15 protein-coding genes are annotated in these 17,609 nt (G+C 68.1%); 13 read left to right on the forward strand and 2 right to left on the reverse strand.

Annotation, left to right across the window (positions count from 1 at the left end; translation table 11 throughout):
* Window positions 1-88 precede the first annotated feature (88 nt).
* Entirely contained in the window at window positions 89-949 is an 861-nt protein-coding gene (locus tag IEW24_RS05880; protein ID WP_188576279.1) for a siderophore-interacting protein, read from the forward strand.
* Window positions 950-973: 24 nt separating this feature from the next.
* On the opposite strand, the gene IEW24_RS05885 is transcribed toward IEW24_RS05880, so the two are convergent.
* Window positions 974-1,216: a DUF2589 domain-containing protein gene (locus IEW24_RS05885; protein WP_188576281.1), complete on the reverse strand. Its 243-nt coding sequence runs from the start codon at window positions 1,214-1,216 to the stop codon at window positions 974-976.
* A 389-nt stretch (window positions 1,217-1,605) separates the two neighbouring features.
* Here IEW24_RS05885 and IEW24_RS05890 point away from each other — a divergent pair, with 389 nt between their 5' ends.
* Window positions 1,606-2,070: an SRPBCC family protein gene (locus IEW24_RS05890; RefSeq protein WP_188576283.1), complete on the forward strand. Its 465-nt coding sequence runs from the start codon at window positions 1,606-1,608 to the stop codon at window positions 2,068-2,070.
* Between the two features lie 760 nt (window positions 2,071-2,830).
* Here the strand turns inward: IEW24_RS05890 and IEW24_RS05895 are convergent.
* Window positions 2,831-3,661, reverse strand: coding sequence for an AraC family transcriptional regulator (locus IEW24_RS05895; protein ID WP_188576285.1), 831 nt, complete (start codon window positions 3,659-3,661; stop codon window positions 2,831-2,833).
* 233 nt (window positions 3,662-3,894) lie between these two features.
* Here IEW24_RS05895 and IEW24_RS05900 point away from each other — a divergent pair, with 233 nt between their 5' ends.
* From IEW24_RS05900 to IEW24_RS05950, 11 genes are all read left to right on the forward strand, one after another.
* A complete protein-coding gene (locus IEW24_RS05900; RefSeq protein WP_188576287.1) occupies window positions 3,895-4,965 on the forward strand; it encodes a DODA-type extradiol aromatic ring-opening family dioxygenase in 1,071 nt (356 codons plus the stop codon).
* Between the two features lie 5 nt (window positions 4,966-4,970).
* Window positions 4,971-6,416 carry an aldehyde dehydrogenase family protein gene (locus IEW24_RS05905; protein WP_188576289.1) on the forward strand — a complete coding sequence of 482 codons (1,446 nt, stop codon included), beginning with the start codon at window positions 4,971-4,973 and terminating at the stop codon, window positions 6,414-6,416.
* Window positions 6,413-7,825, forward strand: a complete 1,413-nt coding sequence (locus IEW24_RS05910; protein WP_188576291.1) for a gamma-glutamyltransferase — start codon at window positions 6,413-6,415, stop codon at window positions 7,823-7,825. The genes IEW24_RS05905 and IEW24_RS05910 overlap by 4 nt, the downstream gene beginning before the upstream one ends.
* A 23-nt stretch (window positions 7,826-7,848) precedes the next feature.
* Complete coding sequence (locus IEW24_RS05915) at window positions 7,849-8,637, forward strand: aspartate dehydrogenase (RefSeq protein ID WP_188576293.1); 789 nt, start codon at window positions 7,849-7,851, stop codon at window positions 8,635-8,637.
* A gap of 802 nt (window positions 8,638-9,439) precedes the next feature.
* Window positions 9,440-10,660: an FAD-dependent oxidoreductase gene (locus tag IEW24_RS05920; RefSeq protein WP_188576295.1), complete on the forward strand. Its 1,221-nt coding sequence runs from the start codon at window positions 9,440-9,442 to the stop codon at window positions 10,658-10,660.
* A gap of 109 nt (window positions 10,661-10,769) precedes the next feature.
* Entirely contained in the window at window positions 10,770-13,154 is a 2,385-nt protein-coding gene (locus IEW24_RS05925; RefSeq protein ID WP_188576296.1) for a xanthine dehydrogenase family protein molybdopterin-binding subunit, read from the forward strand.
* Window positions 13,151-13,987, forward strand: a complete 837-nt coding sequence (locus tag IEW24_RS05930; RefSeq protein ID WP_188576298.1) for an FAD binding domain-containing protein — start codon at window positions 13,151-13,153, stop codon at window positions 13,985-13,987. Before IEW24_RS05925 ends, IEW24_RS05930 begins: the two co-directional genes overlap by 4 nt.
* Window positions 13,984-14,481: a (2Fe-2S)-binding protein gene (locus tag IEW24_RS05935; RefSeq protein ID WP_188576300.1), complete on the forward strand. Its 498-nt coding sequence runs from the start codon at window positions 13,984-13,986 to the stop codon at window positions 14,479-14,481. Before IEW24_RS05930 ends, IEW24_RS05935 begins: the two co-directional genes overlap by 4 nt.
* Window positions 14,482-14,501: 20 nt before the next feature.
* Window positions 14,502-15,506: an amidohydrolase family protein gene (locus IEW24_RS05940; protein ID WP_188576302.1), complete on the forward strand. Its 1,005-nt coding sequence runs from the start codon at window positions 14,502-14,504 to the stop codon at window positions 15,504-15,506.
* Window positions 15,507-15,623: 117 nt separating this feature from the next.
* The gene (locus tag IEW24_RS05945; protein ID WP_188576304.1) at window positions 15,624-16,682 is read left to right on the forward strand and encodes an ABC transporter substrate-binding protein; all 1,059 of its coding nucleotides are present in this window, start codon (window positions 15,624-15,626) and stop codon (window positions 16,680-16,682) included.
* Window positions 16,683-16,795: 113 nt separating this feature from the next.
* Window positions 16,796-17,608 carry an ABC transporter ATP-binding protein gene (locus IEW24_RS05950; protein WP_244644246.1) on the forward strand — a complete coding sequence of 271 codons (813 nt, stop codon included), beginning with the start codon at window positions 16,796-16,798 and terminating at the stop codon, window positions 17,606-17,608.
* The last annotated feature ends 1 nt before the right edge of the window (window position 17,609 follow it).

The following is a 17,609-nucleotide window of genomic DNA, read 5'->3' on the forward strand; positions in this document are numbered from 1 at the left end:
TTTATGAGCACTGTCCCGCGGGCGTCCTGCCGTGCCGAACAACGGCGCGGGGGCCCGGCCTTCCCTTTTCCTTGCGCGGACGGGACTTATGGAACAGCAGGTTTCCCAGCGGGCGACGTTTCATGAGGCGGCGGTAATCGCGCGGCGGCTGCTGACCCCCGGCATGGTGCGCCTCACCTTTTCCGGGCTGGATGCCTTCCGCTCCACGGGCATCGGCGACGAATATATTCGCCTGTTCTTCCGCGACCCCGACACCGGCACCCTGCCGCTGCCCGCCATCGATGCGGACGGGCGCTGGACCTTCCCGGAGGAGGGGCCGCCGGTGCGCTATTCCACCTATACGGTGCGCCGCTTCGATGCTGCGGCCTGCGAGATGGATGTGGACTTCGTGGTGCATGAGGGCGGCATCGCCTCCAGCTGGGCGCAGGCGGCCGAGCCCGGCGACACCATCGTCATCAATAATCCGCGCGGCCTCTACCAGCCGCCGGAGGGGCACCGCTGGCAGGTGCTGCTGGCGGATGCCACCGGCCTGCCGGCGCTGGCCCGCCTCATCGAGCAGACACCGGCCCATGTGGCGAGCCGGGTGGTGGTGGAGGTGGCGGATGCCGCGCATGTGCAGGCTCTGCCGGCCCATCCGCGCCTGTCGGTGAGCACGGTGCACGGCCGGGGCAATGGCGTGTGCGCCAGTTGCCTTGAGGAGGCGTTCGCCTTGCTGCCGCTGCCGGAGGGCACGGGCTATGTCTGGATGGCGGGCGAGCAGGCGGCGGCGCGCCGGCTGCGCCAGAGCGTGAAGACCATGCCGGCGCTGGGTAGCGCCCGCTCAAAGGTGGTGGCCTACTGGATCGCGCACGACGGGGAGGGCGAGGCGCCTGCGCCAGTCGCGGCGCTGGGGGAGCACCTGCGGGCGGAGCTTGCCGCCGACTGGGCGCATCTGCTGGCGGACGGCTGAGGCGGGGCCACCAACCTCACGACCTCAGGGCTTGAAGCCGACCTTGTTGATGAAGTCGGCAGTGACGTTCGCGGCCTTGCTGTTCGCATCATTGACCGCATTGAGCGGGCCGCCGACGAGATTGCCAAAGGGCAGGCTGGAGAAGGCATCGCCGCCGGAAACCGCGTCCAGCTCGCCATCGGACAGGGCGACACCCGGCGTGGCCTGCACCTCGGAGGTCGCGGCCTGAAGGGTCACGTCGCTGTCGGGCTTCTGCGTGTCGCTCACCGGAGTCTCCGTCGATTGGGTTGCACGTGCGCCCGTGAATGGGTGCCTCGGAAACCGGCGTTGACACTATACCGTCCGCGCCGGTGGCGTCCATGGTCCGCAATGGTGGCCCGGCATCGGCCGGCCGGCGGCGCGGGAGCGACCCCGAAAATCCGCATCTGCCGTTGTCAGGCGAAAAGGCCGCGTCTATGGTCGGGGCACCTCGCCGACGTGCCGGGCGCGCCACTTCTCGCACGCCGCCGGGAGGCCATCCTCATCTGCGCTTCGGCCCATCCGGGCTGTGAGCCCTGCTGCCCATCGGGTTGCGTCGTCATGGCCCCGTGCCTTGCCGAAGCTGCCGGGGGTGGCGGACCGTCGCGCGCCTGTCCCGTCACTTTCGGAGATTTCAGATGGCCCTCACCATGGAAGGGGAGATCCTGCTCCCCGCCGACCGCGCCACCGTGTGGGAGAAGATCAACGACCCGGAGGTGCTGCGCGCCTGCATTCCCGGCTGCGAGATGCTGGAGAAGACCGGCGACGACGCCTTCAAGGCGGCGGTGAAGCTGAAGGTCGGCCCGGTGAGCGCCACCTTCAAGGGCGCCGTGACCCTGACCGAGATCGACGCGCCCAATTCCTATCTCATCTCGGGCGAGGGCGAGGGCGGCATCGCCGGCTTCGCGAAGGGCGGCGCCCGCGTGCGCCTCGCGGATGCCCCCGAGGGCGGCACCACGCTGGCTTATACGGTTGAGGCGAATGTGGGCGGCAAGATCGCCCAGCTCGGCGCGCGCATGATCAACAGCGTGGCCAAGAAGACCGCCGACCAGTTCTTCGCCAACCTCGCGGCGAACATCGGCGGGGTGGTTGTGGAGGCGTGAGAGGGCACGCGTTCGCTGGCCTGGACGTCGTCCTCCGCTGCGCAAGGCGTTCCCTCTCCGAGCACAGAGCCCGCGCTCCCTCCCGCGCAACGCGCTTCCCTTCCGCACATGGAGCCCGTGCTCCCTCCCGTGCAACGCGCCCCCTCTCCCGCTTGCGGGGGAGGGTTGGGGAGGGGGCAGGCCGGGTGGAGTCCAAGGATATCCGTGCCTTAAAATTTCCCTTTAATTCCATATCGTTGCGGCGATCCCCGCGCTGGCGCGCGGCCCCCTCCCTAACCCTCCCCCGCAAGCGGGAGAGGGGATCTGTCCCGTTGGGAGAATACCGGCCCTCCGCACACGGAGCGCGTCCCCCTCCGCCCGCGCAACGCGCTCCCTCTTCCGCTTGCGGGGGAGGGCTGGGGAGGGGGCAGGCCGGGTGGAGTCAAATTGGATTCGTCATGCCCGGACTTGATCCGGGCATCCACGTCCCGCCGCCGGGTGGAGCGTTTTCGAAACAAGCGCATGGCTTTGGCGCGGCAACTTTCGAGCCCTCCACGATCGGCCCGACGTGGATGGCCGGATCAAGTCCGGCCATGACGAACTGAGAGGGATCGGCCCCTGATTATCGACAGGCTGTGTGGAGCGTTTTCGATACAAGCGCACGGCTTTGGTGCGCCAAGTCCGGCCATGACGAACCGAGAGGGATCGGCCCCGATCATCGACGGTCTGTGCACCGCTTCTCATTGCTGAGAGAGCGTAAGCTCTCCGCCCTCCACCCCCCTCACGCCCCCGCGCGCTCCGACAGATAGCGCCCCGGCGTCACGCCGAAGGCTGCGCGGAACATGGCGATGAAGGCGCTCGGCCCCTCGAAGCCGAGCGTGTCCGAGATGCGGCTCACCGGCTCGCGCGCCGCCACCATCTCCAGCGCCCGGAACAGTTTCGCCTGTCGCCGGAAGGCCCGCAGACTCAACCCCGTCTCCGCCTTGAAGCGCCGCTCCAGCGTGCGCGCGGACATGTTCAGCGGCGCCGCCCAGGCTTCCAGCGTGCGCTTGTCCGCCGGATCCGCCAGCAGTCCGTCCGCCACCCCGCGCAACGCCGGGCTCGCGGGCAAAGGCAGGTGCAGCGGCGTGACGGGGGAGGCGGCGATCTGGTCCAGCAGCACGCTCACCAGCCGCCCGTCGGCGGCGCTCTCGTCATAGTCCGGCGGCAGATCGGTGACGGCATCGATCAGGCAGCGCAGCAGCGGCGAGACCTGCACCACCGCCATGCGGCCGGGCATGGCGAGCGCCGCGTTGCGCTCCACATAGACCGTGCGCAGCTGCGTCATGGAGAGGTGGCGGGTGTCGTGGCGCACGTCCGGCGGGATCCACAGGGCGCGCTCCGGCGGCACCACGTAGGTGCCTTCCCCGGAACTCACCGCAATGGAGCCGGACAGCACGGAGAGCAACTGCCCGCGCCGGTGGGAATGGGGCGTCTTGCCGGTGCCGCGACTGTTCTCCGCCTTGAAGGCCACCACCCGCCGGGGACGATCCGGCACCGGCATGTCGGCGAGAAAGCCGTTGGCATCGCGGGGGCCGGCGAGGTCGGCCGCCGGTTGCGCCTCCAGCGGCACAGTCGTTTGCGCAGAATCCTTCGCCCGCAAGGCTTTTGCGGCAGGGGCGGCGCGGGACCTCCGGGCGGGGGAAGGCGGCATCAGCGTGTCGTCTCAGCGATAGTCTTCGGCAGATTAGCGCTAACGGACACGCGCTGGATAGACCTATTCTCAAACCCAAGCGGGGAGACCTCGGTGAAGTGGCGCCGGGGTGCCAAACAGCCCCGCACCCTGACCTTTCGGAGACGATCGTCATGCGCTCGACCGTGATCGGCGGCGCCATGCTGCCGCATGCGCCCCAGTTCTTCACTTTGCCCGACACCGAGGATAAGGCGACCGTGGCCGCCGTGAAGAAGGCCGGCGCCGACATCGGCGAGAAGCTTAAAGCGCTCAATCCTGATCTGTGGATCATCTTCTCCAACGACCATGCGGAGCAGTTCTTCCACACCTCCGCCCCGCCGTTCACCATCCATGTGGGCGGCGAGTCCAGCGGCGAGTTCGCCGGCCACAAGTTCCACTGGCAGGTGCCGAGCGAGATCGGCTTCGAGCTGGTGCGCGAGCTGTACCGGCAGGGTTTTGATCCGGCGTTCACCTCCACCGCCAAGATCGACTATGCCATCGGCATCCCTTTGACCCATCTCGGCGTCACCGCCCCGGTGCTGCCCATTTATGTGAACGCCTATCTGCCGCCGCAGCCCACCATGGAGCGCTGCTACGCCTTCGGGCAGGCGATTGCCCGCGCTGTCACCAGCATGGGCCTGCGCACGGTGGTGGTGTGCTCGGGCGGCATGTCGCATTTCCCCGGCACCGACCGCTATTCGAACCCCATGCTCGACTGGGACACCAAGGCGTTCGAGCGCCTGTGCGCCGGCAACCTCAAGTCGCTGGTGGGCTATGACGAGGTGGAGCTGGACGACACCGGCAATATCGAGCTGCGCTGCTGGGCCTGCGGCGCCGGTGCGCTGGGCGAGCGCAAGCCGGACCTCGTCTCCATGGACCCGAGCTGGCACCACAATTATGCGTCGCTCGGCTGGTTCGAGCCCAAGACCACGGACCATCAGGCCCATTATCCCAACATCAAGCCAGAGCTGGTGGCGCTCACCAGCGCCCTGCACACGCTGGCCCATGACGGCGACAAGCGTGTGGCCTATGTGGCCGACCCTGCCGCTTATGTGGCCGGGCTGGATCTGCCCGAGGCGCAGAAGGCGGCGCTGGCCGCGCTGAACGTGCCGGAGATGGTGGCCATGGGCGTGCATCCGCTGGTACCCTTCCTCGCCAACATGCAGATCCAGCGCCTGAAGCCGCGCCAGCCGGCGGCGGAGTGAGCCGCATGGGCATGATGGACAGCGCGCCGAAGCGCCTCACTTCCTTCGTGGACGGCGGCATCGTCGCCCATGAGGGTGCCGCGCTCGATCTGGTGCGCCCGCAGGACGGCACCGTGCATGCGCATCTGGTGGAAGCGGGCGCGGCCGGCGTGGATGCGGCGGTGGCCTCGGCGCTCGTCGCCTTCAAGGCCAACCGCAAGTCCACTATCGCCCAGCGCGTCGCCTGGCTGCGTGCCGCGCAGGCGGCGGTGGCGCGCGAGGCAGACCTGATCGCCGACATGATCTGCGCCGACGTGGGCAAGCCCATCCGCCTCGCGAAATTCGAGGCCGGGCGCTCTGCGCATTTCCTCGACGCCACGGCGGGCGCGCTCGCCAACATGCCGGCGGGCGAGGTGGTGCCGGTGGATGCGGCGGCGAACGGCGCCGGCCATTTCGGCTTCACGCGCCGGGTGCCCTATGGGGTGGTGGGGGCCATCACCCCCTTCAACGCGCCCGCCAATCTGCTGGTGCAGAAGGTGGCTCCGGCCATCGCCGCCGGCAATGCGGTGGTGGTGAAGCCCGCACCCTCCGGCACCCGCACGGCGCTCGCCTTCGCGCGCATTCTCGCGGAAAGCGGCCTGCCCAAGGGCCTGTTCAACGTCGTGACCGGCGACCGCGAGACAGCGCTGGCGCTGGCCGCGCACAGGGATGTGGGCGCGGTGAGTTTCACCGGCGGCACCACCGCCGGCGAGGCGCTGGTGCGGGCGGCGGGCGTGAAGAAGTTCTGCTCGGAACTGGGCTCCAATGCCGCCAACCTTGTGCTGGCGGATGCGGACCTCGACGATGCGGCGAAGAAGATCGCTTCCGCCGGCTTCGAAGCCTCCGGCCAGCAGTGCGTCTCCGCCCAGCGCGTGCTGGTGGACCGGAGCGTGATGGAGGCGTTCGCGGTGAAGCTGGTCGCCGCCGCCTCCGCGCTGAAGGTGGGCGCGGCGGAAGACCCGGCCACCGATGTCGGCTCCATGGTGCATCGGGCCGCCGCTGATCGCGTGATGAGCATGTGCGCGGATGCCATCGCCCATGGCGGGCGCTACCTGCTTGAGCCGAAGCAGGAGGCTTGCATCGTCTCCCCCGGCATCCTCGCCGATGTGCCCCGGGCCGCGCGCCTCTGGCAGGAGGAGGTGTTCGGCCCGGTGGTCATCCTCGTGCCGTTCGACGGGCTCGACGCCGCGCTGGAGATGGCGAACGACTCCCCCTTCGGCCTTCAGGGCTCCGTCTTCACCGCCTCGCTGGCCTCTGCCATGCGCGTGTCGGAGGAATTCGACGTGGGCGCGCTGTGGGTGAATGAGGCCAGCCGCTTCCGGCTGGATATGTATCCCTTTGGCGGCATGAAGCTTTCCGGCACCGGCCGCGAGGGCGTGCGCTATGCCATCGAGGAGCTGTCGCAGCTGAAATTCACGGGCTTCAAGCCGTGAGCGAGGGGCTTCTCGCCCTCATCCGGGAGAATGTGACGGCGAGCGCCCCGCGCGTCGTCACCGCCGCCCATGCCGCCTCCGCCTCGGCGGGGGCGATGGCGTTCGCGCGTGGCGGCAATGCCTTCGATGCCGCGCTCGCCGCCTGCTTCATGGACGCCATCACCTTGCCCATGAAGTGCGGCCTGTTCGGCGACCTCGTGGCGCTCGTGCGCCGCAAGGGCGGGCCGTTCGAGGCGCTGGTGAGCGTGGGCGCAGGATGCCTCGCGCTGGGCGAGGGCGCGACGCTGGAGCGTGTCGGCCCGCGCTCCATCGGCGTGCCCGGCGCGCCGCACGGTTATGCGCTGCTGCATGCCCACGCGCGGCTCGATCTGGAGACGCTCATCGCCCCGGCGGTGACGGCGTCCGAGGCTGGCGTGCCATGGAGCCGGGTCTCGCGCTCCTATGTGGTGGAGGCGAAGGACATGCTCGCCCGCCTCTCGCCGGAGAATCCCTATGCCCCCGGCGGCGTGATCCCGGAACTGGGCGACACACGCCGCCTGCCGGGCCTCGGCCGCCTGCTGCAAGCCTTTGCGCGCGATAGTGAAAAGCTGTTCGAGACCGACATCGGGGAGCGGCTGATCGCCGATCTCACCCTGCGCGGTGGCATCCTGCGCATGGAAGATTTTGCCCAGCGCCCCGGCGCCTTTCATGAGCCGGCCGAGGCCGCCATCGCACCCGGCTGCACGCTCAGCGCCACCCCGTTTCCCACCCATGGCCCGCGTCTCGTCTCGGCAGTGTCGGACGTGCTCTCGGGCGCCGCCTCCCAGCTGGATGCCGTGCGCGCCGTGCGCGCGGCAGCGAAGCGCGAGGGGCGCGAGCATCTGGACGGGGGAACCACCCTCGTCACGGCGGCGGATGACGAAGGCAATGTGGTGGTGGTGCTCCACTCCAATTCCTTCCCGCAATTCGCTTCCGGCATCGTCATGGATGACGGGCTGATCCTCAACAACCGCCCCGGCCGCGGCTTCGATCTCACCGCCCCCGAGGGCGCTGCCAATGCGCCCGCCGCCGGCAAGGTGCCCTGGACCACGGTGCATGCCTGGACGCTGGATCGTGCCGGCCAGCGCTTCGTCGGCGCCACCCCCGGCGGCGTGAACCAGATGCCGTGGAACGTGCAGATGGTGAGCGAGCTGGCGCAAGGCGGGGAGCCTGCGGAAACCGTCACCAACCCGCGCTGGGCGCTGGATGCCGAGGGCGTGCTCTCCGCCGAGCCGGGCGCGTTGCCGGAGGCGGTGACGCCGGACAAGGCGCTCTCCGCGCTGACGCTGCGCTCCTGCCAGCAGGTGATCGCCCTTGCGGAGGCCCCCGGCGGGCTGCATCTTGCCGCTGCCGATCCGCGCACGGGCTGCGCGGCGGTGGGCGTTTACTGAAGGCCGGTATTGAGGGGCGGGTCATGAAGGTCGGCATCATCGGGTATGGCGCCATGGGCGCCGCGTTCCGCTCCGTGCTGGAAGACGAGGGGGGGAAGGTGACTGCCGTGCTCGGCCGCGCCTCATCTCTGGCGCGCACCCGCGCGGAGCTGCCGACGTCCGTGCTCGTCACCGATGATGTCGCTGCCTTCTGCGCAGCCGTGGACGTGGCGGTGGAGTGCGCCGGCCATGAGGGCTTGCGTCTGCACGGCCCGCGTGTGCTGGCCGCCGGCATCGACCTTGTGGTGGCCTCCGTTGGCGCGCTGGCCGATGCGCCCACGGAAGCCGCGCTGCGGGCGGCAGCGGAGACGGGCGGGCGGCTCGTCATTCCGGCCGGTGCTCTGGCCGGGCTCGATGCGCTCTCCGCCGCCCGCGCCGCCGGGCTGGAGGAGGTGCGCTACACCTCCCGCAAGGCGCCGCGTGCGTGGCGCGGCACCAAGGCCGAGACGATGATCGACCTCGATGCCGTCACGCAGGCGACGGTTTTCTTCGAGGGCAGCGCGCGCGAGGCGGCGCTGGCCTTCCCGCAGAATGCGAATGTGGTGGCCGCAGCAGCGCTGGCCGGTGCCGGCTTCGAGGCGACCCGCGTGGCGCTGATGGCTGACCCGCAGACATCAGCGAATCGCCACCAGCTTGAGGCGCGCGGCGCCTTCGGGGAGCTGTCTTTGCAGGTGCTGGCCCGCACGCTGGAAGCCAACCCCAAGACCTCGCTGCTGGCACCGCTGAGCCTCGTGCGCGCGGTGCTCAATCTGGGACGCAAGGTGATCGTCTGAGCTGATCAAATAATCAGCAGAAGGCCGCCATGGACGGACGAGGGCCGAGCGACATTCAAATCAGGCCGCCTCTCGAATAGAACACCGTCATACCCGGGCTTGTCCCGGGTATCCCCGCCGTTCCGACAGTGCGGACCTCTGAAGACTGCTCCGGGCGGCACCGCGTGGATGGCCGGGACAAGCCCGGCCATGACGGCTCCTTTGCTGCATCAGCCGCGCGCTGCAATGTCGATCATCATTGCGCCGTCCCGGTTTTCGGGATCGTCCGCATCTGACAAAGGCACCGGAAAACGCGCTTGGCCCGACGTGTGCATCGCACGCTATGTGACCAGTGTCCGGGATGACCTCGTTATTGCTTGAAAAGACTTGAAGAACGCCGTTTCGCGCCGGTGGTGCGGTTGTGCCGTTTCGTTGCGGCACAAGGCTTTGCCTGCCCATTTCTGTTGCAGATGCACACGCATTGATCTGGATCAAAAAACTTGCGCGGCCTATTGATCCCGGCGCGCTAGTTTGTAAGTATCCTTACATTCTGAACCGGACCGGAGACGGTCGGGGCGGGGGCGATGAAGGCCTCCGTGGACGCGGAGCCGCACAGCTTCCGCGCGGCAGGGCGATGCGGGGCCGGGATGGCCCCTCAGGCAAGATTCTGGCGGGGCTGAACGGCCCCGATGACAACAGCTGAACGGGGCCGCCACGCATCACGGGCGGCACCCGATTGCACCGGCATGCTTGGGGCCATGCGGCCTCCCTTTCACTGGCAGAAGCGGGGCCTTCGCTGCCCCTGTTGAACGAGGACGTGACGATGGGTGCGGTTGAGCGTGTGATCGTTTCGGGCTGCGGGCCGGTGGGTGCCGTCATGGCGCTGGCGCTGGTGCGCAAGGGCATTCCCGTCACGGTGCTGGAGGCGGATGCCGAGCCGAAGATGGACCAGCGGGCCGCCACCGTGCACCCGCCCACCGTGGCCATGCTGGCCGAGCTGGGCCTGCTGGAGGATGCCTTCGAGACCGGCTTGCAATCTCCCATCTTCCATTTCCGCGACCGCGCTTCCGGCGAGCTGGTGGCCATCTTCGACGTGAAGGTGCTGGAAGGACAGGTGGAATATCCGTTCGTGCTGCAGTGGGAGCAGTACAAGCTGGTGCGCGCCGTCATGAAGATGCTGGCGAACGACCCGCTCGCCGACGTGCGCTTCTCCACCCGCCTCACCGATCTCGGCCAGACCGAGGACATGGTGGAGGCCACCGTGCAGAACGAGGCCGGCGAGACGGAAGTGCTTCAGGCCCGCTACATCATCGGCACCGATGGCGGCCGCTCCACCGTGCGCCGCCTCGCCGGGATCGAGTTCGAAGGCTTCACCTGGGAAGAGCGCTTCATCAAGATCGGCACCCAGTTCGATTTCATCGACGCCGGCACGGGCTATTGCACCCGCAACTATTTCTCCGATCCGGACGAGTGGCTGAACCTGTTCAAGGTGAAGGGCGAGGACGAGACCGGCGTGTGGCGCGGCATCTTCCCGGTGCCCGCGAACGAGCCGGACGAGGTGGCCATGAGCCTTGCCGGCGTGCAGCGCCGCCTCAAGGGCCTGTTCCCGAAGGAGGGCGATTACGACATCGCCTATCACGCGCTCTATGCGGTGCATCAGCGCGTTGCGCAGACCTTCAACAAGGGCCGCGTCCTGCTGGCCGGCGACAGTGCGCATGTGAACAATCCCATCGGCGGCATGGGCATGAACGGCGGCATCCACGATGCCATGAATCTGGCGGAGAAGTTGGCCGACGTGTGGTACGGCCGCGCCCAGAGCGACGTGTTCGACCGCTACACCCGCCAGCGCCGCAAGGCGCAGGTGGACTTCGTGCAGGCGCAGACCATCCAGAACAAGAAGTCGCTGGAGGAGCGCGATCCGGTGCTGCGCCGCGAGCATCTTGATCGGCTGCGCAAGACCTCCGAGGACATCGAACTGCACAAGAAGTTCCTCTACCGCTCCTCGCTGTTCGACAGCCTCAGCGAGGCCAATGCGGTGCTGTGAGCGGTGCTCATTGCCCGCGCGACCTGCTCCCTCTCCCGCTTGCGGGGGAGGGGTGGGGAGGGGGCAGGGCGAGACGTTGGACGTGAGAGACGGGGAGAGGTTTGCGTAGATGGCCGCGACGACTGAAACCAAGGGCTGGATCGGCGCCCGCCTGCTGCGGAAGGAGGACGCGCGCCATCTGCTCGGCGCCTCCACCTTCACCGGCGACGTGCGCGTGCCCGGCCTGAAGGACGTCGCCTTCGTGCGCAGCCAGTTCGCGCACGGTCTGCTCAATAGCGTGGTGAAGCCGGACGGCCTGGAGACAAGCGTCTTCTCCGCCGCCGATTTTCCGGACCTGAAATCCATCGACGGCGGCCCCGAGCTGCCGTCCTTCCGCACCGCGCCCTATCACGCCTTTGCGCGGGAGAAAGTGCATTTCGTTGGCCAGATCATCGCCGCCTGCCTCGCGCCCACGCGCGGCGCGGCGGAGGACATTGCCGATCAGGTCTATGCGGATATCGAGCCACGGCCCGCGGTGGTGGATATGGTGGAGGCGTTGGAGCCCGGTGCGGAAATCCTGCACGAGGGCTTTCCCGACAATGCCTTCATCCATGCCACCGTGAGCGAGGGCGACATCGCCGCCATCGCCGCGCGCGCGGAGGTGGAGATGCGCCGCAGCTTCCGCATGAACCGGCAGGCCACGGTCTCGCTGGAGGGGCGGGGCGTGCTGGCCTATTGGGACCACCGCCTTGATGAGCTGGTGGTCTATCTGTCCACGCAGGGCGCGCACATGATGCGCATCGGCCTCTCGCTGGCGCTGGGCCTGCCCGAGCACAAGCTGCATGTGATCGCGCCCGATGTGGGCGGCGGCTTCGGCGGCAAGAATCGCCTGATGCCGGAAGAGGTTGCGGTGTGTGCCATCGCGCTGAAGACCGGCCAGCCGGTGCGCTGGATCGAGGACCGGCGCGAGCATCTCATCGCCTCGGTGCATTGCCGCGAGCATCATTATGACCTCACCCTCTATGCGGAGAAGTCGGGCCGCATTCTCGGCCTGAAGGGCGAGGTGCATATCGACGCCGGGGCCTATTCCTTGTGGCCCTCCGGCCCCTTCATGGAAGCCAGCATGGCGGCCCGCAACCTGCCCGGCCCCTATCAGATGCAGGCGCTGCATGTGGAGACGCACACGGTCGCCACCAACAAGGCGCCCATGGGCCCCTATCGCGGCGTGGCGCGGCCCGGCGCCTGCTACGCCATCGAGCGTGCCGTGGACGAACTGGCCCACAAACTCGGCATGGAGCCCGCCGATGTGCGGCGGATCAATCTGGTGACGCCCGACCAGATGCCCTATCGCACCATCGGCGGCCTGCGGCTGGACAATGGCGATTATCCCCGCGCGCTCGATATGGTGCGCGACATGGTGGACCTGCCCGCCATCCGCCGCCGGCAGGCGGAGGGAGAGACGGACGGCCGGCGCATCGGGGTGGGCTTTGCGGTTTATACCGAGCAGAGCGGCCATGGCGCGGCGGAATGGATGAAGCGAAAGTCGCGCATCGTGCCGGGCTATGAAAGCTGCACCGCCCGCGTGCTGCCCGATGGCTCCATGCTGCTGCTGGTGGGCATCCAGAACCACGGGCAGGGGCTGGAGACCTCGCTGGCGCAGATCGCCGCGCACGAACTGACGCTCGATCCCGCCTTCATCTCCGTGCGCTATGGTGATACGGCGCTCACCCCGTTCGGCTTCGGGACCTTCGCTTCCCGCAGCACCGTGTTCTCCGGCGGCGCGGTGGCGAAGGCCACCCGTCTGGTGGCCGAGAAGGCGCGGCGCATCGGCGCCCATCTCATGCAGACGGAGTATGAGGAGACGCGGCTGGAGGACGGCGCCGTGCACGGGCCTTCGGGCAAGGTGCCACTCGCCGAGATCGCCCGCGCCGCCAATGTGCGGCAGGAATTCCTGCCCGCCGGCATGTCGCCGCTGCTGGAGGCGACCGCCACCTATGAGCCTGAGGAATCAGGCGGTTTCTTCTCCTATGGCGCCCATGCGGTGGTGGTGGCGGTGGACCCGGAGACGGGCGTCACCTCGCTGCTGGACTATGCCATCGCGGAGGATTGCGGCACCATGATCAACCCGCTGATCGTGGACGGCCAGATCATCGGCGGCGTGGCGCAGGGCATCGGCACCGCGCTCTATGAGGAGATCCCCTACGATCCCGATGGCCAGCCGCTGGCCACCACCTTCGGCGATTACATGGTGCCTTGCGCGCCGGAGCTGCCGAAGCTGCGTATCGCGCATCTGATCACTCCCGCGCACGGCACCGAATATGGCGTGAAGGGCATGGGGGAGGGCGGCGCCATCGCGCCTCCCGCCGCCATCTCCAATGCGGTGTGCGATGCCCTGCACGGGCTCGGCGTCATCATCCGCGAGACCCCGCTCACCCCGCGCCGGGTCTCCGACGCGGTGGCGGAGGCGGAGGAACGCCGCGCGGCTGTTTCCCTTAAGGAAGAGGTGCCGGCATGAAGCCCGCCGCCTTCGAATATGCCCGCCCGGCGGATCTGGCCGAGGCCTGCGCGCTGCTCGGCGAGCTGGGCGATGCCGCCATGCCGGTGGCCGGCGGCCAGTCGCTGGTGCCCATGATGAGCCTGCGCCTCACCGGCTTCGAGACGCTGCTGGACATCTCCCGCCTCGACGCCCTGAAGGTGGTGCGGGATGAGGAGACCCACGTCTTCATCGGCGCTGCCGTCACCCATGCGATGATCGAGGACGGCAAGGTGCCGGACCCCGCCTTCGGCCTGATGGCGCGGGTGGCGTCGAAGATCGCCTATCGCGCCGTGCGCAACATGGGCACCATCGGCGGCTCCGTGGGGCTGGCCGATCCCGCTTCCGATTGGCCCTGCTGCCTGCTGGCGCTGGGCGCGGAGGTGGTGCTGGCGGGGGCGGAGGGCGAGCGCGTGCTCGGTGCCGGCGGCTTCTTCCTCGGGCCGTACGAGACCGCGCGGGATCCGGCCGAAATCATCACCGGCTTCCGCATCCCGAAGCTCTCGGCGGGGGCTCGCTGGGGCACGTTCAAGGTGGCGCGCAAGAGCGGCGCCTTCTCGGATTCCCTCGCCATCGCCGTGCTCACGGCCGAGGGCGAGGCGCGGGTGGCGCTCACCGGCACGCTCGATCACGCGCAGCTGCTGCCCGGGGCCAGCGCCGCGCTGGCGGCCGGGGATCTTGCCGCCGTGCGCGAAGCCGCCCGCGCCGAGGTGGCGCAGGCCGATCCCGATGCGGATGCCTATCGCCTGCGCTGCCACGTGGCCACCGTCACCCGCGCGGCGGAGGAAGCCCTGACCATGGAGCCCCGGCGATGAACGCCATCTGCCTCACCCTCAATGGCGAAGAGCTGCGCGAGCAGGTGGAGCCGCGCGAGATCCTGGCCGATGTGTTGCGCGACCGGCTGCGGCTCACCGGCACGCATCTGGGCTGCGAGCATGGCGCGTGCGGCGCCTGCACCGTGACCATCGACGGCGTGCCCGCGCGCTCCTGCATCGTGCTGGCAGTGATGTGCGACGGCAAGACCGTCGAGACCATCGAGGGCACGCGCACCGATGACATCATGAACGTCATCCGTCGCCATTTCCACGAGCAGCACGCCCTCCAGTGCGGCTTCTGTACGCCGGGCATGCTGATGGCAGCGCGCGACATCATCGCCCGCCACCAGCAGCCTGATGAGGCGACCGTGCGCCGCGAGCTGTCCGGCCAGGTGTGCCGATGCACCGGCTACATGGGCATCGTTGCCGCCATCCAGTCCGCTGCCGCCGAGCTTCATCCGGCGGCGGCCTCCGCCGTCTGTGCCAATTCCTGATCATCCAACGGGGTCGTTCCATGCGTCTTGATGCCTTCACGCACCTGTTCCCGCCGGCCTATTTCACGGCGATGCAGGAGCACATCACCAACAAGGGCGCGGTGAAGCGCTGGCTCAATTTGCCGACCCTGTGGGACGTGGAAGCGCGCCTGCGCATGATCGACAGTTTCGGCGATTATCAGCAGGTGCTCACCAATTCCATGCCGCCGCTGGAATATGTGGGCGGCCCGGAGGTTTCCCCCGGCCTTGCCCGCATCGCCAATGACGGCTTTGCGGAGCTGGTGGCGAAATATCCCGACCATTTCCCGGCCTTCGTCGCCTCGCTGCCCATGAACAATGTGGAAGCCGCCGTGGCCGAGATCGACCGCGCCATCGGCCAGCTCGGCGCCAAGGGCGTGCAGATCTTCACCAATGTGAACGGCCGCCCGCTGGATGATCCGGAGTTCTTCCCCATCTTCGAGCGCATGGCGCACCACGATCTGCCGATCTGGCTGCACCCCACGCGCGGCGCCGATTTCGCCGATTACAAGACCGAGAAGAAGTCCAAGTACGAGGTGTGGTGGACCTTCGGCTGGCCCTATGAGACCTCGGCCGCCATGTCCCACATCGTCTTCTCCAAGATGTTCGAGAAACTGCCGAATCTCAAGGTGATCACCCATCACATGGGGGCGATGATCCCGTTCTTCGACGGCCGCGTCGGCCCCGGCTGGGACCAGCTCGGTTCGCGCACCTCGGATGAGGATTACGAGGGCCTGCTGAAGTCCATGAAGAAGCGGCCCATCGACTATTTCAAGATGTTCTATGCCGATACGGCGCTGTTCGGCTCCACCGCCGGCACCCGCTGCGGCCTCGAATTCTTCGACATCGACCAGATCGTGTTCGCCTCCGACTGCCCGTTCGATCCCGAGGGCGGCTACCAGTTCATCCGCGAGACCCTGAAGGTGCTGGACGAGATGAACCTCAGCGCCGAGCAGAAGGACAAGATCATGGGCGGAAACCTGCGCCGCATGATGAAGATCGCCTGATCAACAGAACAGGCCGGCGGGCGGGGGCACCCGCACGCCGGCGGAACGGTCCGGCACAAGGATCGGCCAACAGATGACGTCCAGATCCCTTTTGAAGACAACCAGATGGGGAACCCTATGACCAGTGAAACGACTGCGGTCGCGCAAGGTCTCAGCCGGCGCACGCTCCTGAAGGCGGGCGCGGCCCTCGGCGCGGCGGGCTTCATCGCCATGCCGCACGTGGCCCGCGCGGCGGACAATGTCCGCTTCGCCCTCGAATTCCGCATCTATGGCGGCAACGCCCCCTTCTTCTATGGCGTGGAGAAGGGCTACTTCAAGGATGCGGGCATCGATATCCAGCTCGACGGCTCGGCCGGTTCCGGTGAGGCGGTGCGCCGCATCGCTGCCGGCACCCACGAGTTCGGCACCGCCGATTACGCCTCCATCATCGAGTTCGTGGGCCGCAATCCCACCTCGGGCATGAAGGCGAACATGACGGTGTTCGACAATTTCCCCGCCGTGGTCCTCAGCCTGAAGCGCAAGCCCCTGCGGACGCTGGAGGCCCTCGTGGGCGCCAAGATCGGTGTCGCCGCCTCCTCGGCCGCCACCCGCATCCTGCCGGCGCTGCTGAAGGCCCACAAGATCCAGCCCGAGCAGATCCAGTTCGTGAACATCGACGTGAAGCTGCGCGACACCATGCTGCTCAAGGGCGAGGTCGATGCGGTGATCGCGTTCGATTACACCGCCATCTTCAACCTGATGGAAAGCGGGGTGAACCGCGACGACATCGTGCTGCTCTATTATTCGCAGAACGGCTTCCCCTCGCCGGGCAATGCGCTCGTCTCGTCCAAGGCGGCCATGGAGACCAAGCCCGATCTGGTGAAGCGCCTGGCCGAAGCCACCGCCCGCTGCTGGGTGGAGGGCAACAAGGACCGCGAGGGCTGCATCGCCTCGGTGGTGAAGCGCGAGCGCCTGCTCGATGCCAAGACGGAACTGGCCCGCCTCAGCTTCCTCTATGATACGCACGTGCTCACCGAGAACGTGAAGAAGAACGGCCTCGGCGCCGTCACCGACGAGCGCTTGCAGGCCACGCAGGATATCCTGTGCGAGAGCCTCGACATCACGCCCCGGCTGATGGTGCCGAGCTGCTACGATCCGCGCTTCCTGCCCCCCATCGCGTCGCGACGGTTCTCCTGATGCTGGCCCTCGCAACGCCCCCAGCCGCGATGGCCCCCTCCGCTTCCTCAGGGCCGGACACCGCCCCGTCCAGCCCGCCCGGAACCCCGTTCGTCCAGCTGGACGGCGTCGGCCTGTCCTATGGCGGCCCGCAGGGTCTCAAAGCCCTGAACAATACGAACATGGCCATAGAGAAGGGCCGTTTCATCGCCGTGGTCGGCCCGTCCGGCTGCGGAAAATCCTCGCTCATGAAGCTGGTGACGGGCCTTCAGCCGCCCACGCAGGGCTCGGTGTCGGTGAACGGTGCCAAGGTGAACGGCCCGCTCAAGATCGTGGGCATGGCGTTCCAGAACCCCTCGCTGCTGCCGTGGCGGCCGCTGCTCTCCAACGTGATGCTGCCGCTGGAGATCGTGCAGCCGCATCGCTCCCGGCTGCGCGCCAACAAGGCCGAGTATCTGGCCAAGGCCCGTGCCCTGCTGGAGACCGTGGGCCTCCAGGAATTCGAGACCAAATTCCCCTGGATGCTCTCCGGCGGCATGCAGCAGCGCGCGAACCTCTGCCGCTCGCTGATCCATGATCCCGACCTGCTGATGCTCGACGAGCCCTTCGGCGCGCTCGATGCCTTCACCCGCGAGGAATTGTGGGGCGTGCTGCAGGAGGTGTGGATGGAGCGCCGCTTCACCTGCATCCTCGTGACGCACGATCTGCGCGAGGCGGCGTATCTGGCCGACACCATCTATGTGATGAGCGCGCGCCCCGGCACCATCATCGCCAGGCACGAAGTGGACCTGCCGCGCCCGCGCACGGTGGACACCACCTTCGAGCCGCGTTTCGTGGATCTCGTGCACACCATCCGCAGCGAGATCGCCCAGGTCCGCAACGAGGCGAAGAAGGCCGCGAAGGCCGGCGCCACAAAGGCCGGAACCACCGAGCAGAAGGCGTCCTGAC

The sequence above is a fragment of the Azorhizobium oxalatiphilum genome (assembly GCF_014635325.1).
Classification (GTDB): domain Bacteria; phylum Pseudomonadota; class Alphaproteobacteria; order Rhizobiales; family Xanthobacteraceae; genus Azorhizobium; species Azorhizobium oxalatiphilum.

Coding starts and splice junctions, on each gene's coding strand:
- IEW24_RS05940 (WP_188576302.1), top strand. CDS start 14,502: ATGCGTCTTGATGCCTTCACGCACCTGTTCCCGCCGGCCTATTTCACG.
- IEW24_RS05890 (WP_188576283.1), top strand. CDS start 1,606: ATGGCCCTCACCATGGAAGGGGAGATCCTGCTCCCCGCCGACCGCGCC.
- IEW24_RS05925 (WP_188576296.1), top strand. CDS start 10,770: ATGGCCGCGACGACTGAAACCAAGGGCTGGATCGGCGCCCGCCTGCTG.
- IEW24_RS05920 (WP_188576295.1), top strand. CDS start 9,440: ATGGGTGCGGTTGAGCGTGTGATCGTTTCGGGCTGCGGGCCGGTGGGT.
- IEW24_RS05930 (WP_188576298.1), top strand. CDS start 13,151: ATGAAGCCCGCCGCCTTCGAATATGCCCGCCCGGCGGATCTGGCCGAG.
- IEW24_RS05880 (WP_188576279.1), top strand. CDS start 89: ATGGAACAGCAGGTTTCCCAGCGGGCGACGTTTCATGAGGCGGCGGTA.
- IEW24_RS05945 (WP_188576304.1), top strand. CDS start 15,624: ATGACCAGTGAAACGACTGCGGTCGCGCAAGGTCTCAGCCGGCGCACG.
- IEW24_RS05900 (WP_188576287.1), top strand. CDS start 3,895: ATGCGCTCGACCGTGATCGGCGGCGCCATGCTGCCGCATGCGCCCCAG.
- IEW24_RS05905 (WP_188576289.1), top strand. CDS start 4,971: ATGGGCATGATGGACAGCGCGCCGAAGCGCCTCACTTCCTTCGTGGAC.
- IEW24_RS05935 (WP_188576300.1), top strand. CDS start 13,984: ATGAACGCCATCTGCCTCACCCTCAATGGCGAAGAGCTGCGCGAGCAG.
- IEW24_RS05915 (WP_188576293.1), top strand. CDS start 7,849: ATGAAGGTCGGCATCATCGGGTATGGCGCCATGGGCGCCGCGTTCCGC.